Genomic DNA, 14,424 nt, shown 5'->3' with positions numbered 1-14,424 from the left:
GATCCGCAGAAGACTACTGCGTTGATAGGCTGGGTGTGTAAGTGATGAAAGTCATTTAGCTGACCAGTACTAATAGATCGTTTGTATTTACTTTATTCTTCAATAGGTACTACCTTATTAAGTGCAAGCACTTAATGAATTAGAAGTGAGAAATTAGGAATGAGAAATTGTTCCTGACAAACACTTCAGTGAGTATCAAAATTGTAATTGAGCAACAGTATTAGACAATACGAAAATCGTAATTAATTTCTAATTACTAACTTCTAATTTCTAATTTATATTAGGCTCTTAACAATACTAAGTTTCTCAAGCTTTCCAAAGCAAAGAGAATTAAACGCATCACGGTGCTTTTACTTCTCTTAGTGGTGGGGCTAGAGGGAGGGTCATACCCAGCTCCATTCCGAACCTGGAAGTCAAGCCTCCCATCGCCGATAATACTGCAGGCTACGTCTGTGGGAATGTAGGTCGCTGCCACTTTGAGTTTATAACTTCTTCTATATCTTCAATCAATCTACTTTTATTAGAACTTTTATTCTTTATCTTTAAGCCTATTTGTTTTTTAACACTTTTTATAAAATCTCAGTATCTGTGATAGACACATTCTGATTGTCTCACCATATTAACATTTAGGTAATGAAAACTTTATAAACTCTCTATGCATATCTTATAAAAGTAACATATTTATTAAAATAACTTTTTATTATCTATTTTAATCTTTACTTTAAGTAAAAACTTAGGGATTATGCCTTAGACTATATGCACATGTTTTTGGACAAACATAATTTAAAGGAGTAAACATGAAAAAAATTGTAACTTTGTCACTTGTGGCAGCGATGAGTACAACGATGGCGTTTGGATCTACAGCTAGTGATCTTAGAGCGATGAAAGTAGAAATTGCTAAACTTAAAGCAGAAGTATCTTCACTTAAAAAGAGTGGAAGTCCGGCAAAAATCAAGAAATTAACTAAAAAGATAAATACAGTTAAAGCACATGATGCTAATGATAATATAAAATGGAGTGCTGATCTAAGAACGTCTATCGATAGTATTAACTATGATATGGCAGATGGAAGCGACAGAAGTAAAAATGACCTTATGTCAACAAGACTTTGGTTAAATATGGCATATGCTCCAGATAAACATAATATTTTTATGGGTCAACTTGCCTTTAACAAAGCTTTTGGTGCAGATTTTGGAAATGATTCGGGTCGACCTAGAGGATTTGGTATGGATACTTTTGATTGGATTACTAATGAAGCATTAACTGGTGATTCTTTAAAAGTAAGACAAGCATTTTGGCTTTATTTAGGAGATAACTTCTTTGGTGCAGATATTCCTTGGACATTTTCTGTAGGAAGAAGACCTTCAACCAATGGATTCCTTGCAAATTTAAGAGATGATGATGCTGCACAATCCCCACTTGGACATACAATAAATGTTGAATTTGACGGCTTAAGTTCTAAATTGGATCTCTCTAATGTTACTGGTGTTCCAGGGATGTCTTTTAAAATATGTATGGGACAAGGTTCTACAAATGCTGCGCCGGTCTTTAGTAGATTTGACAGTACTGCTTATAGTAATGAGGGCGATCAGTTAGAAGATATTAAGCTTGCAGGTTTTATTTTTGAACCATACAATGATGGGCAATTTATTGTTAAGACTACGGCATTTAGAGCATTTGGTTTACCTGGTTATTCTTCGACAGAATTTGGTGCAGCAATGGGGGCGCAAGTTCCCGCAACAGTACTAGGAGGATCATATACTCGTGATATTACCGGAGCTATTGTAGGATATAACCCTGCTATGAGTACCGTCGGTGATATGGATGGTGCAGCAATTTCTGTATTAGTTGATGGTTTGACGGATGAAGGTTATTTTGCAGATGCAAAAGTATTTGGTTCTTTTGCCTGGAGTAAAACAAGACCAAATGCAGGAATAGATGCAGGAGGACAACCTAATACAATGTTAGGTTCTACAGATAGCGAGACAGGAACATCATATTGGCTTGGTGCTCAAGTTCCTGTGACAGAAAAAGGAAAGTTTGGACTAGAATATAATCATGGAAGCAAATACTGGAGATCGTTCACGTATGGAGAAGATACCATGATCGGATCCAAAATTGCAGCACGTGGTAATGCTTTCGAAGCATACTTTACATACCAGTTAACAGATGCTTTGAGTGCACAGTTAAGATATACAAAGATTGATTATGACTATACCGGAAGTAACGGATTCTTTGGTCGAGGAGGTACACCTATGAAAATAAGTGATGTAAAAATGGGAGCTGCTATGGGTGATCCACAAGCTCAGGCAATGTTACCTTTTATTGTTGAATCAGCACAAGATGCAAGATTCTATCTTAGATACAGATTTTAGAATTATTTAACAAAGGGTATTTCCCTTTGTTACTCTCTCTTTTACTTCTTTCCACATTTTACACACTTTTACTTTTTATACTATATAAACGTAAGTTATAAATTTGAATTAAAAGAAGTTCGGTTATAATGGTTGCGTTAATTCTGAGGAACTATCGGAATTTTATGATCATGATATAGATATTTATATATAGGTAATGTATCTATGTTATGATCGAATTATTTACACAAAGGAACATAATGAAATTAATTACAAAAGGTTTAGTATTGTCACTGTTGGTATCGACAGGACTTATGGCAGTAGAAAAAACGGCTCCAGCGGCAGCTGCACCTAAAGCAGAAACGGCCCAGACAAATGATGTAAGAGTATTTAAATCTGACAATGCAGATGGAAAGATTACTGCAAAAACAGTAGAAGAAGCATTTAAAAAAGCAGGATTCACTATTGCTGCGAACAATGATATGAATTTTCCGTTTAAAAGAGATTTTAATCAAACCTCTTTTGATTACTATAATTTGATGGTGGTTTATAGAAAAGATACGGCATTGGCATTGGCTACAAAGTACCCAGACATTGGGTTGTTTACTCCAATGAGTTTATCTATCTGGTGTAAAAAAGGTGATAAAACTATTTCTGTTTCTTCTCTAAAAGCATCAGCGATGGCAAAGATCATGAAAATACCTGAAGATAATCCTGCTATGGTGGCATTGGGTAAAAAGGTGGAAGAAGCACTCAAATCAGCCATGCCAAAAGGTACGTTCATTAAGCTTCCATATAAGATGAAAAAACCTACACATGATATTATTACACGTATTTCGTTTGAGCAAAAGGGTGATGATTGGGAAGATGCAAAAGATGATTTTGAAACAGCATTTGAAGGAGAGTTAGCGCCAAACGGTTTTGTTATGGCAGGTTTTACAGATGTCAATTATGATCTTGATGAACATGACATCGAGGATTATCTTTTTTATGATGTTTATTCAATCTGTAAGATCGCAGTGATTTATGAGGTAGCAAAACTTCATCCAGAAGCTGGTGCATTTGCTCCTTGTTCTGCTTATAAATATCAGAAAAAAGGTGAAAAAACAGTCCATATGGCATTCCCTAACGTTTATAAATGGATTGCGGCACTGAATATTACAGATAAAGCATCTATTGATGTGCTTCTTGATGCACAGAAAAAATTTGAGGCAATGTTGGCTAAACTTTCGAAATAAGCCAACACTATTTTATGGGCACTTATGCCCATAAAACAAGATAAAGGCAATTAATCGAGAAGATAGATTGCATCTCCTTCAGATATAGTCCCTTCCTGAACTACTTTCCCAAAAATACCTCTGTCATTTTTTAAAAGTTTTGGTAATTTTTTATCTATTTTTGAAAGATGATTACACAGCGTACAATTTTGGGAGATTTCCAAAACAGCATTTCCTATTTTAAGTTGTGACCCTGTAGGCAGAGCATATGGATTAAAGTCAACAAGTAGGTTTTCACCGAGTATGCCATAAGGAATATCTATCAGATGTGATTTGACAAGTGCATAGCTTGCTGTAGAAGAAATCAGTATAGCACGTTCAATATCTTTATTATAATGCTTGTCATTTATAATACCTTTTATATCTACATTTATTTTTTTCTTTTCAACAGGCTGAGGCATTTCTTTGTTTGAAATATAGAGAGATAAGACTTTTCCTACTTCTTGCATAACTGTAATTCCTTCATTAAAAATTGCCTCATTTTAGCATAAAAGTATTAGATAATTGTTAAGAAACAAGATAAAGAAAAGTGTTAACACTGAGGTAATATATCTCTATTATACTTGCAAAGATTCTTGATTTTGAGGAACATATATTATATTGATTATATTCAAATATTTTATTGATTAACTATTGTAAAAGATAATAATTTGTATACATTTTACAAATATATTAGAATAGATGATAATATTTCTTGTATCACTTGACATTTTAATTTATTTTCTATTACAATCAAAGACAATAGTAACTCTACAACAAGAAAAATCGAGTCTTACTAACAAAACAAGGAGGTTATATGACTAAGATAAGTAAAGCTTCTCAGATGACAGCAGAACAATCTGACAGAAGAGACTTTTTTAGAAAAACAGCAGCGTATTCGGTTAGCGCACTCGCAGCAGCAAGTGTTATGGCACCGGTAAAAATAAACGCAGAAGATGATCCTGCGATCGTAGAAGAAAAAAAATGGGGAACAACATTTGGTTATCCTGTAACACATAATTTATATGGACAACCATCTCCTTATGAACATAATGTGACACGAAGATATACAAAACTTCTTTCTTCAGGAAACTATTATGCTTCAATCGCTATGTGCCCTATTCATGAATCAATGGGTATCATTACACCTAATGGACTATTCTTTAACCGTGAACATGGTGGTGTTGCAGAGATCGATCCGAACGAACATAGATTAATGATCCACGGTTTGGTTGAAAAACCACTTGTCTTGACAATGGATGAGCTTAAAAAATATCCAAGCGTAAGCAGAATTCACTTTATCGAATGTCCGGCAAACGGTGGACCGGAGTGGAGAGGACCTCAGTTCCCTTCTATTCAGTTTGCCAAAGGGATGATGTCTTGTGCGGAGTGGACTGGTGTCTATATCAAAGATATCCTCAAAGATCTTGGGCTTAAAAAAGAAGCTTTATGGATGCTGGCAGAAGGTGTTGATAATGCACATATGGGTAGAACAGTACCTATTGACAAAGTACTTGATGATGCAATGATCGTTTGGGGACAAAATGGTGAAGCTTTGCGTCCTGAGCAGGGATATCCGATCAGACTCCTTGTCCCTGGATGGGAAGGAAACCTTTGCGTGAAGTGGTTAGGGAGACTTGAATTTGGTTCTGAACCTTGGTATGCAAAAGAAGAAACATCAAAATATACAGCACTTAAACCAAGTGGTAAAGCGATCCAGCATTTTTATGCGAATGAAGTAAACTCTGTTATCACATCACCTTGTCCTGAGAAGCCATGGACTGACCTTAAAAAAGGTGATCTTGTTGAGATTGAAGGATTGGCATGGTCTGGTATGGGTACTATTGAAGGTGTTGATCTTTCTTTTGACGGTGGAAAGAACTGGGTGGAAGCAAGTCTTAAAGGATTGGTACTTCCAAAAGCATGGACAAGATTCAGTCTGATGTATAAATATGAAGGTAAACCTTTGTTGCTCTCAAGCCGTGCCAGAGATGATGCTGGACATATTCAGCCTACAGTTAAGCATGAAAGAGAAGTCATGGGTGTAGAGTCTGTGTATCATAGAAATGGAATATTTACCTGGGAAGTAACAGAAAAAGGGGAGGTGAACAATGTTCAAGTCTTATCATAAAATTATTTTATCGACGGTGTTGCTTGCAAGCGCAGCAACAAGTACAGTATGTGCCAAATATGCAGATGCATCCCGTACATATAGCAATGGGAAAAAAGTGATTGACGGTGGTTCAACCTACCCTGTTAAAAGCAATAAAACATCAGCCTATTATGTGAATACAAAAGCAGATAAAGGTAGATTTACATTTGGTAGAACACCAACCAAAAATGAGATCAAAGCCTGGAATATTGATGTAATGCCGGATGGTACAGGACTACCTGAAGGTCATGGGACTGTAGAGGAAGGTGACTCTTTGTATGAAGAAAAGTGTGCTGCATGTCACTTTGACTTTGGTACAGGTGGTTCGGGATACCCGGCACTTCAAAAAGGGAATGCCTATGAAGCGCAAAAAACACTTACAAACCAAAGAACAAGCCCTGATGCAGATGGACCTATCCGTGTATTTGGTTCATATTGGCCAAGAGCAAGTACACTTTGGTGGTATATTAAAACCGGTATGCCGCATCCTGCACCAATGTCTTTGACAAATGATCAAGTGTATGCCCTAAGTGCCTATATTTTATCTATTAATGAGATAAAAATAGATGGTGAAGAGCTAGATGATGATTATGAGCTCGATAGAGCAAAATTCCTGAAGATTGTGATGCCAAACAAAGATGGATTTATTCCTAAAATTGATGGACCGCATGGTGTTGAAAATGCACGTAAATTCTTTAATGATTTTAAAAATTATGGAAATGGTACACGCTGTATGAAAAACTGTTTTGACGGGAAGCCTGTACTTTCAAGAATCTCAGGATCGGGGATTAGTGATTATCAACCACCTATTTCTACAAAAAGATCATTGCCGGTTCAAAAAGAGGGTGCGGCAGGTGCAGATGCTCCAGGGAAGAAAACCTATGAGGCTTCTTGTGCCGTATGTCATGCGACAGATGCAATGGGAGCACCTAAAGTGGGTGATAAAAAAGCATGGGCTGCAGTACTTAAGAAAGGTATTGACAAAGTTTATCTTAATGCACTTAACGGTGTAAATGGTATGCCTCCAAAAGGTGGAACATCCCTACCGGACGATAAGGTAAAAGAAGTCGTTGACTATATGGTAAGCCAAGCAAAATAGTGATTTTTCACTTTTGCTTCACAATGGGTCAGTAAGATGTTACAGAAGTTTAACAAAAACTTTTGTATCATAGTAAATATATATTAAAGGAAACAGTATGAATAGAAGAAAATTTTTAGGTGTAAGTGTTTTAGCAGTTGCTGCGATACCAGCAACATTAAGTGCATTGAGCAGTATTGATTTTAGAGCGACCAAACCGGATGCATGGAAAGCAAAAACAGTTGAGGATGCGATTAAAGCACTGTATGGTGATATTAAACCGGAAGAGAGTGGTGTAACAGTAAAAGCACCAAAAGTAGCAAGTAACGGTGGAGCAGTGCCGGTAACAATTAAATCTGATATAGATGCAAAAACAGTAGCAGTATTCCAAAATATGGATCCAGAGAGTGCCGTAGCAGTATTTAATGTACCTGAGAATGGCATCGTTGATTATTTTCTTAAAATGAAGCTGAAAGCAACAGATGCAAATGGTGGTAATGGTGTGATTACTGCTATAGCAGAAGGGAAAGACGGTAAATTCTATAAAGGTACAGTAGCATTACAAGTTGCAAAAGGCGGATGTGAAGGTTAATCCCCTCTCTTTCAAGTATTAAAGAAAATATAAAGGAACAAAATTATGGGAAATATGAAAATTAAAGCAAAAGTTAAAGGTGATGTAGTTGGTGTTAAAGTGTTGGCAAAACATGATATGCTTACATACGATCAGGCAAAAGCTAAAGGTAAAGAGGCAAACTTCATTACACATATTACAGCCAAAGTAGGTGATAAAATAGTATATGATGTTTCTACAAGTCAGTTCTGGTCAAAAAATCCTCAGTTTAAATTTAAATTTAAAAAAGATGGATTCAAAGATGGGGACAAGATCGCTATTACCTGGACAGATCTTTCAGGGAAAACAGTTACTGAAGATAAGAAGATTAAAGGTCTTTAATCTGCTTGGATCTTCGGATCCAAAGTAAGGTGATGTGAGTTACTTTTGAGTGGTTTATATGACTTTACCAACTTCAAACCAATGGGTAAGTACTCTATTTAGGGTTGCCTCTTTTCTTCTTTTAAAATGATCGTTTAGATCAAAATCTTCTTTACCGTAACCCTCTTTGTATTCACTGATAAACGCAGCGTAAATATCTTCTTTCATTGCGGTTATTTCATAGGTGACTTTATGATAAATAAGCTCATCTGTTTTGAGCTCTTCTCTATTAATTTCATTGACGTTGATACTGCCATATCTCTCTTCTTTTTGAAGTGTCATATTCATTTCCAGATAGGTACGCATAGAGGTAAGAGTATGCTCCAGTTGAGAAAGAGGCAGGGTATGTTCATTTTCTTCTATAATGGTTGCCTGTGCCTGCGTATAGCCCCAAGCACCGTTAATCGAAAAATCTGTATCAAAGGCTGATTTTACTACTGCTTGAAGATCGTTATTTGATGCAATTTGTTTAAATGCGTGCATGGAACTCCATTGGTATATTTTAGAAGTATTATAGCTTATTTATTAATGTATTGCCAAAAGGAAAGTATTTTTTGAAGATGGAAGAGTAGACTTTTACAGTCCTGCTTCCTGAATAGCCTCTGTTTGCGCATGGGCGATAAGAGGGTCAATTAGCAGTTTTAAGTTGCCGTTATTCATGATATCATCCAGTGCATAGAGGGTAAGCCCTATACGGTGATCTGTGAGTCTATTTTGCGGGTAATTATAGGTACGTATTTTTTCTGAACGTGAGCCAGACCCTACTTGTAGTTTTCTTTGACTGGAGGTTTCGGCCAGCTGTTTTTCGAGTTCTGCTTCATAGACTCTGGCTTTGAGTACTTTCATCGCTTTATCACGGTTTTTATGTTGTGATTTTTCATCTTGTATGGAAACAGTAATTCCTGTAGGTATGTGTGTAAGCCTTACTGCAGAGTCAGTAGTATTGACACACTGTCCTCCACATCCACTGGCACGGAAAACATCCATTCTGATTTCATTAGGCTTAATATCTACTTCTACATCATCTACTTCAGGGATGACTGCTACAGTGATGGCCGAGGTATGTACACGTCCCTGTGTTTCTGTGTCAGGTACACGCTGCACACGGTGAATACCGGCTTCATATTTAAGTTGAGAATATACAGCATTCCCTTTAATGAGTGCAATGACTTCTTTGTATCCACCTGCTGTACCGTCACTAGTACTCATAAGCTCTATTTTCCATCCCATCTGCTCAGCATAGCGTGTATACATTCTGAAGACATCCGCTACAAAAAGTGCGGCTTCATCTCCTCCTGCACCAGCACGGAGCTCCAAGTAAATATTTTTGTCATCATTGGGATCAGAAGGGATCATAAGTACTTTGATTTCATCTTCTAATATAGGTAATACAGGCTCAAGCTCTGAGAGTTCTTCTTTAGCTAAATCACCTAGTTCGGCATCCCCTAGAAGCTCTTTATTCTCCTCTATGGCATTGGCAGTTTCTATATATTCTTTAGCTTTTTCTACGAGGACTGCTAATGCTGATTGTTCTTTACTGAGTTCAGTCATACGGTTGATATCTGAAGCAATGTCAGGAGAACTTAGCATCTCATTGAGTTCGTTATATCTATCTATAAAAGGTTGTAGTTTTTCTTTGAACATTTTTGTTCTTTATGTTGGAATATTTGAGGTATTATAAGATAACTAGCCTTGAAGGCTAGTTGATGAAGTAAAATTGAAGAACTATGCTCCGATTTTATTTACCATTTTATGTAGACGGCTTACTTTTCTTGCTGCAGTAGATTTTTTGATAAATCCTTTGCTTACGAGTGAGTGGATATTTTTATTTGCAGTTTTAAATGCTTCAGCTGCTGCAGTTTTATCTGCTGCGTCTACTGCTTCCTGTACCGCTTTTGTAATGTTTTTAATTCTTGTTCTGTAATATCTGTTTCTTTCAGTTCTTACAGCAGTTTGCAAAATACGTTTCTTTGCTGACTTATGATGTGCCATAGGTAATTCCTTTTAGGTATAGTGTTTGTTATCACCCTGATATAGAGTGAAAATAGTTCGCGAATAATAGCTAAAAAAAGATTAAAGATTTATTAAATATATTGCAAAATACATTTAAATGCTTTATATTCACTATAATAGATATGTTAACTAATTTGCGTTAAAATTAAGCAATTAAAATTAAGGAAATTATTTTGACACTATTTGGAACAGATGGCGTACGCGGAAAAGCAGGTAAAAAAGTAAGTGCGATCAATGCTATGCGATTGGCAATGGCTACAGGAATATATTTTAAACAATTTTCTAGAACAAATAAAATTTTAGTGGGAAAAGATACACGAAGAAGCGGATATATGATAGAAAATGCAATAGTTTCAGGATTAACAGCTGTAGGCTTTGATGTGATTCAAATAGGTCCTATGCCTACACCTGCCATAGCGTTTTTAACTTCCAATATGCGTTGTGATGCGGGGATCATGATCTCTGCAAGCCATAATCCCTATTTTGATAATGGAATCAAGTTTTTTGATTGGTTTGGAAATAAACTTAATCGTGAAAAAGAAGAAGAGATAGAAAAGATATATGGAGATATTGAACAGATAGAGAAAGCACAAGTAACAGGAAAAGAGATCGGTAAATCTAAAAGGATTGATGATGTCGTAGGAAGATATATTGTGCATATTAAAAATTCTTTTCCTGAGAATTCTACCTTATGGAAAAAGCGAATTGTTATTGATTGTGCTAATGGGGCAGGATATATTGTCGGACCTACGATCCTGCAGGAACTCGGAGCTGAGGTTATTGTCATAGGTGATGAACCGGATGGTTTTAATATTAATGAAGGATGTGGTGCGATGCATCCTGAGACTCTTGCAAAAGTAGTCTTGGATAAACGTGCAGATGTGGGTATCGCTCTTGATGGAGATGCAGACAGACTTGTAATGGTTGACGAAAAAGGGGAAGTGATCGATGGGGATAAACTCATGGGTGTACTTGCAGTACATTTAAAGAAACACGGCATGTTACAAGGTGGGGGTATGGTAGCTACAGTTATGAGTAACCAGGGACTTGATGAATATCTCTCTGACAACGGATTAAAATTGCTTCGCTCAGCCGTAGGAGACAAGAATGTCGTAGAGATGATGCAGGAGAACGGAATGAATTTCGGTGGAGAGCAGAGTGGACATATTATCTTTTCTGATTATGCAAAAACAGGTGATGGTATTTCCAGTGCTTTGCAGGCTTTGGCTTATTTGATAGAAACAGAACAAAAAGCAAGTGAAGCATTCAACCCATATGAATCCTATCCTCAAACATTGGTGAATCTATTGGTAAATGAGAAGAGACCTTTTGAAGAGATAGAAGGACTCGATACTCTTAAAAAGAAAGTAGAGGATAAAGGGATGCGTCACCTTTTCAGATATTCTGGAACAGAGAATAAGATCCGTCTTTTGCTCGAAGGCAAAGATGAACATAAACTTGAAGCTATGATGGAAGAGTGCAAAGTATTTTTTAAAGGTGCTCTTGTTTAATGCGTTCTTTTTTTATTTTTTTGCTTGTAGCCATAGGTACGTTCATCATAGACCAAAATATCAAAACACTTTTTGTTGAAGGGTACTACCGGGCAGGAGCGTGTATTGATCTGGAGTTGCATTATAACAAAGGAGTTGCCTTTTCTATGTTTGCTTTCATTGGACCATATTTGAAATGGATACAGGCACTTCTTGTCGCAGGCATACTCTATGTGGTACTTAAAGAGGGATATATCAAGCGATATGCTTTCCCGATAGGACTGCTTCTCGGTGGAGCATTGGGTAATGTTTATGATCGTTTTGTGCATGAGGGGGTGGTGGATTATGTAGCATGGCATTGCGGATTTAACTATGCAGTATTTAACTTTGCAGACGTGGCGATAGATATTGCTATTGCCTGGATTATCCTTGTGGCTTATTTCTTCCCTGAAAAGTCTGAAGAAAAATGAGATTTTTTTTTCTTTTAATAGTATATGCAGGAATGCTTCAGGCCTCTGTCTCTTTAATAGACATTGCCCCTCTTCTAAAAGAAAACCGTTTTATGGGTATAAAGATACTTGATCAGAAGCAGCTCTCTTTTGAGCAGATAAACGGTGTAAAATTTTCTGAACTTTCAGATATTGCGTACCGAAGAAAAACAAGGATCCTGTACCTTGTAGGAGACAAAGGAACACTGTTCGCTTTTCGTGTTAAATTTACAAAAAAAATAGATACATTCATACCACTTCGTGCAACAACCTTGAAAAATAAGAAAGGTAAGCGTTTCAAAAAATATAAAAGAGACAGTGAGGGGCTTGTGCTTGATGGAAAAGGAAGACTGCTCGTCTCTTTTGAAGGCAAAGCAAAAATTGCATGGTTTCACAAGAACAGCAGTAAATTTGGCTCTTTGATACGAAAATACAGCTTGCCGAAAGTATTAAGAGATCCTAAAAACTACAGAAGCCGCAATAAATCACTTGAAGCACTTGCCTGGCATCCCAGGTACGGTTTACTGACTGCAGCAGAGTGGCCGCTGAAGAGAGAGAACAGAAAGAGGCAGACTATTTATGCACTTAATGGGCGAAAATGGCATTTTAAGGCGGAGCCTGAAGGGAATTCTGCGGTTGTTGCGATGGAAGTGATGGATGATGGCAATGTGCTTGTGCTGGAGCGTTCCTATACGGGATTGTTAAATCCTTTTGTCATCACGCTTAAAAAGGTTTATCTGCACAGATGCAAAAAGGGCTGGTGTCAAACCAAAGTACTTGCCAAGATGAACAGCCACAAGGGCTGGAGTGTAGATAACTTTGAAGGGCTAGCAAAGGTAGGCAGGCATCGTTATGTGATGATCAGCGATGACAATGACAATTTCTTCCAAAAAACACTGTTGATCTATTTTGAGGTATTGCAGCAATGATGAAAAATATTATATACACTGTTTTGGTCCTGTGTTTGGGGATGATGGTCTTTTTTGGATCAAAAGCCTACACGCATGCAAAGGCATACGAGGTGTCAACGGCATCGCTTGTAAAGCAGATGAGTGCCAAAAAATTGGCAGAGTTCCAACTCAAAGAGCTTGCAGAAACAGTCTCTTTGGGATTGTATAAAAATGGTAAAAAAAAGAAATTTGAAATATTGCGCAAAGAGGTACAACAGCATAAAATAAAAAGTAAAACCTATGCTCTGTATGCACTTTTGCCGCTCATGGGTATTTTGGGGAGTTACATGCTCCTCTCCTTGCAGGCATTTACTTTTTTTGGTGCTATGGGTGCTTTGATCACACTCATCTTTGGCTTGATTACCCCCATTATGATGGTGACGATCCACAAAGAAGTAGAATACCTTGGGGATGTGGTACTCTCTTTTGAATCTAAAGGTGTTATAGGTTCCATCTCAAAACTTTTTGAAAATGGCGATGTGGTGGTCGCTGTGGTCATTTTGCTCTTTTCTGTACTGGTTCCTTTTGTCAAAACACTCTCTTTGCTCTTTGTCTCTGTTTTTATGGAGAGCAAATTTGCCCATAGCATCGTCAAGTTCTTTAAAATGATAGGAAAGTGGTCCATGGTTGATGTTTTCGTTGTGGCTACTTTTCTTGTCTATCTTACAGCAAACAAAGGGGATGTCAGCCGTGCTGAGGTTGAAGTAGGACTTTATTTCTTCTTGGCGTATGTGATAGTCTCTATGCTGGTAAGTCTGAGTGCGGACAGGATGCTGCACCGATTAAAAGCATAGCAGGAATCAGATCACCATGTCCACATCATCATGGTCCTGAAAACATTTAAAGAGTTTGTCGCGCTCTTCCTTGCTTTCTACGGTACAACTGGCATTGTAACTGTGGAATTTGCCTGTTTTTGAAGCATTTCCCAGAGAGCAGAGGTGTTCTTTCTCTCCCATTGTTTCCTTAATGCATGCCAGTAATTTCTCTTTGTCTTTTCCTATGAGTTTAAAGCCCCAGTTTGTCGGATACTCTATCTTTGGTTTGTTCTGTGTTTTATCGTCTAAAATCACCGCTGTTACCTCCTGATTTACTTTCTAGTTGAATATTTTTAATAATCATTCCTTTGTCGATAGCTTTAAGCATATCATAAATGGTAAGTAACCCTATGCTTACTCCCGTGAGTGCTTCCATCTCTACCCCTGTCTGTCCTGTAAGTTTGGCAGTCACGGTGAGTTTAAATCCAGGTAGTTTAGGCAGCTCTTCTATATCGGTTTTCACAGAGGTCAGCATGAGTGGGTGGCACATAGGGATGAGAGTGCTTGTCTGTTTAGTACCTTGAATGGCTGCGATGACGGCTGTTTGGAGAACCGGACCTTTTTTGGCTCTGTTGGCTACTACTGCATCAAAAGCCTCCTGTCCAACCTCTATAATTCCACTTGCTGTTGCAATACGAGTTGTTGCTGCTTTGTCGCCTACATCAACCATTTTTGGTTTGTTCTGTTCATCTAAATGTGTTAAATTCAAAATGTTACCTACTATTTATTTTTATAGATTTTAACATAAAAAATGATGTAAATGAAGAAAAATGACGAAAAAAGAGATAAAATGACGCTTTTAGTAGAAAAATAATGTATTTTTAACATCATTTTTGT

At 37.2% G+C, this 14,424-nt stretch carries 16 protein-coding genes and 2 rRNA genes; 12 read left to right on the top strand and 6 right to left on the bottom strand.

The annotated features are described in order from the left end of the window. The 4 genes from MVE01_RS08415 to MVE01_RS08400 form a co-directional block, all read left to right on the top strand. Positions 1-94: ribosomal RNA gene (locus MVE01_RS08415) — 23S ribosomal RNA — on the top strand; the annotation flags it as partial. A 267-nt stretch (positions 95-361) separates the two neighbouring features. Beyond that, positions 362-477, top strand: a 5S ribosomal RNA gene (gene rrf, locus MVE01_RS08410). Between the two features lie 320 nt (positions 478-797). Continuing rightward, the gene (locus MVE01_RS08405) at positions 798-2,375 is read left to right on the top strand and encodes a DUF3373 family protein (protein WP_472561737.1); all 1,578 of its coding nucleotides are present in this window, start codon (positions 798-800) and stop codon (positions 2,373-2,375) included. 239 nt (positions 2,376-2,614) lie between these two features. Next, positions 2,615-3,592, top strand: a complete 978-nt coding sequence (locus MVE01_RS08400; protein ID WP_472561736.1) for a DUF302 domain-containing protein — start codon at positions 2,615-2,617, stop codon at positions 3,590-3,592. A 50-nt stretch (positions 3,593-3,642) separates the two neighbouring features. Here the strand turns inward: MVE01_RS08400 and MVE01_RS08395 are convergent, their stop codons facing one another. Then, the gene (locus MVE01_RS08395) at positions 3,643-4,080 is read right to left on the bottom strand and encodes an MOSC domain-containing protein (protein ID WP_472561735.1); all 438 of its coding nucleotides are present in this window, start codon (positions 4,078-4,080) and stop codon (positions 3,643-3,645) included. A gap of 347 nt (positions 4,081-4,427) precedes the next feature. Between MVE01_RS08395 and soxC the strand changes: the two genes are divergently transcribed. From soxC to soxZ, 4 genes are all read left to right on the top strand, one after another. Beyond that, the gene (gene soxC / locus MVE01_RS08390) at positions 4,428-5,741 is read left to right on the top strand and encodes a sulfite dehydrogenase (protein ID WP_472561734.1); all 1,314 of its coding nucleotides are present in this window, start codon (positions 4,428-4,430) and stop codon (positions 5,739-5,741) included. After that, entirely contained in the window at positions 5,722-6,861 is a 1,140-nt protein-coding gene (locus MVE01_RS08385; protein ID WP_472561733.1) for a c-type cytochrome, read from the top strand. The genes soxC and MVE01_RS08385 overlap by 20 nt, the downstream gene beginning before the upstream one ends. A 97-nt stretch (positions 6,862-6,958) precedes the next feature. Further along, a complete protein-coding gene (locus MVE01_RS08380; RefSeq protein WP_472561732.1) occupies positions 6,959-7,432 on the top strand; it encodes a thiosulfate oxidation carrier protein SoxY in 474 nt (157 codons plus the stop codon). 45 nt (positions 7,433-7,477) lie between these two features. Continuing rightward, positions 7,478-7,792: a thiosulfate oxidation carrier complex protein SoxZ gene (soxZ, locus tag MVE01_RS08375; RefSeq protein WP_472561731.1), complete on the top strand. Its 315-nt coding sequence runs from the start codon at positions 7,478-7,480 to the stop codon at positions 7,790-7,792. 54 nt (positions 7,793-7,846) lie between these two features. Here soxZ and MVE01_RS08370 read toward each other — a convergent pair whose 3' ends face one another. The 3 genes from MVE01_RS08370 to rpsT all read right to left on the bottom strand — a co-directional run bounded on the left by MVE01_RS08370 (position 7,847) and on the right by rpsT (position 9,823). Beyond that, positions 7,847-8,314, bottom strand: coding sequence for a hypothetical protein (locus MVE01_RS08370; RefSeq protein WP_472561730.1), 468 nt, complete (start codon positions 8,312-8,314; stop codon positions 7,847-7,849). Positions 8,315-8,407: 93 nt separating this feature from the next. Continuing rightward, complete coding sequence (prfA, locus tag MVE01_RS08365) at positions 8,408-9,475, bottom strand: peptide chain release factor 1 (protein WP_472561729.1); 1,068 nt, start codon at positions 9,473-9,475, stop codon at positions 8,408-8,410. 81 nt (positions 9,476-9,556) lie between these two features. Further along, positions 9,557-9,823 carry a 30S ribosomal protein S20 gene (gene rpsT / locus MVE01_RS08360; protein ID WP_472561728.1) on the bottom strand — a complete coding sequence of 89 codons (267 nt, stop codon included), beginning with the start codon at positions 9,821-9,823 and terminating at the stop codon, positions 9,557-9,559. Between the two features lie 194 nt (positions 9,824-10,017). On the opposite strand from rpsT, the gene glmM reads away from it, so the two are divergent. Genes glmM through MVE01_RS08340 form a run of 4 tightly spaced genes read left to right on the top strand, consistent with a single transcriptional unit; the run spans position 10,018 to position 13,566 of the window. Beyond that, positions 10,018-11,355, top strand: a complete 1,338-nt coding sequence (gene glmM / locus MVE01_RS08355) for a phosphoglucosamine mutase (protein ID WP_472561727.1) — start codon at positions 10,018-10,020, stop codon at positions 11,353-11,355. Continuing rightward, entirely contained in the window at positions 11,355-11,804 is a 450-nt protein-coding gene (gene lspA / locus MVE01_RS08350) for a signal peptidase II (RefSeq protein ID WP_472561726.1), read from the top strand. Before glmM ends, lspA begins: the two co-directional genes overlap by 1 nt. After that, entirely contained in the window at positions 11,801-12,751 is a 951-nt protein-coding gene (locus MVE01_RS08345) for an esterase-like activity of phytase family protein (protein ID WP_472561725.1), read from the top strand. The genes lspA and MVE01_RS08345 overlap by 4 nt, the downstream gene beginning before the upstream one ends. Then, complete coding sequence (locus MVE01_RS08340; RefSeq protein ID WP_472561724.1) at positions 12,751-13,566, top strand: paraquat-inducible protein A; 816 nt, start codon at positions 12,751-12,753, stop codon at positions 13,564-13,566. Before MVE01_RS08345 ends, MVE01_RS08340 begins: the two co-directional genes overlap by 1 nt. Positions 13,567-13,572: 6 nt before the next feature. On the opposite strand, the gene MVE01_RS08335 is transcribed toward MVE01_RS08340, so the two are convergent. Next, positions 13,573-13,842 carry an HP0495 family protein gene (locus MVE01_RS08335; protein ID WP_472561723.1) on the bottom strand — a complete coding sequence of 90 codons (270 nt, stop codon included), beginning with the start codon at positions 13,840-13,842 and terminating at the stop codon, positions 13,573-13,575. Then, the gene (moaC, locus tag MVE01_RS08330; protein ID WP_472561722.1) at positions 13,826-14,296 is read right to left on the bottom strand and encodes a cyclic pyranopterin monophosphate synthase MoaC; all 471 of its coding nucleotides are present in this window, start codon (positions 14,294-14,296) and stop codon (positions 13,826-13,828) included. The genes MVE01_RS08335 and moaC overlap by 17 nt, the downstream gene beginning before the upstream one ends. Positions 14,297-14,424: the final 128 nt, after the last annotated feature.

Origin of the sequence: Sulfurovum sp., assembly GCA_026990595.1 — a bacterium.
Classification (GTDB): domain Bacteria; phylum Campylobacterota; class Campylobacteria; order Campylobacterales; family Sulfurovaceae; genus Sulfurovum.
Note: the sequence above shows the minus strand (reverse complement) of the source record. Positions and strands in the feature narration are given on the sequence as shown.

Excerpts from the sequence above, each read along its gene's own strand:
- MVE01_RS08380 (WP_472561732.1), top strand. The coding sequence starts at position 6,959 with ATGAATAGAAGAAAATTTTTAGGTGTAAGTGTTTTAGCAGTTGCTGCG.
- MVE01_RS08395 (WP_472561735.1), bottom strand. The coding sequence starts at position 4,080 with ATGCAAGAAGTAGGAAAAGTCTTATCTCTCTATATTTCAAACAAAGAA.
- soxZ (WP_472561731.1), top strand. The coding sequence starts at position 7,478 with ATGGGAAATATGAAAATTAAAGCAAAAGTTAAAGGTGATGTAGTTGGT.
- MVE01_RS08405 (WP_472561737.1), top strand. The coding sequence starts at position 798 with ATGAAAAAAATTGTAACTTTGTCACTTGTGGCAGCGATGAGTACAACG.
- rpsT (WP_472561728.1), bottom strand. The coding sequence starts at position 9,823 with ATGGCACATCATAAGTCAGCAAAGAAACGTATTTTGCAAACTGCTGTA.
- prfA (WP_472561729.1), bottom strand. The coding sequence starts at position 9,475 with ATGTTCAAAGAAAAACTACAACCTTTTATAGATAGATATAACGAACTC.
- MVE01_RS08385 (WP_472561733.1), top strand. The coding sequence starts at position 5,722 with ATGTTCAAGTCTTATCATAAAATTATTTTATCGACGGTGTTGCTTGCA.
- soxC (WP_472561734.1), top strand. The coding sequence starts at position 4,428 with ATGACTAAGATAAGTAAAGCTTCTCAGATGACAGCAGAACAATCTGAC.
- MVE01_RS08400 (WP_472561736.1), top strand. The coding sequence starts at position 2,615 with ATGAAATTAATTACAAAAGGTTTAGTATTGTCACTGTTGGTATCGACA.
- MVE01_RS08345 (WP_472561725.1), top strand. The coding sequence starts at position 11,801 with ATGAGATTTTTTTTTCTTTTAATAGTATATGCAGGAATGCTTCAGGCC.
- MVE01_RS08340 (WP_472561724.1), top strand. The coding sequence starts at position 12,751 with ATGAAAAATATTATATACACTGTTTTGGTCCTGTGTTTGGGGATGATG.
- lspA (WP_472561726.1), top strand. The coding sequence starts at position 11,355 with ATGCGTTCTTTTTTTATTTTTTTGCTTGTAGCCATAGGTACGTTCATC.
- MVE01_RS08370 (WP_472561730.1), bottom strand. The coding sequence starts at position 8,314 with ATGCACGCATTTAAACAAATTGCATCAAATAACGATCTTCAAGCAGTA.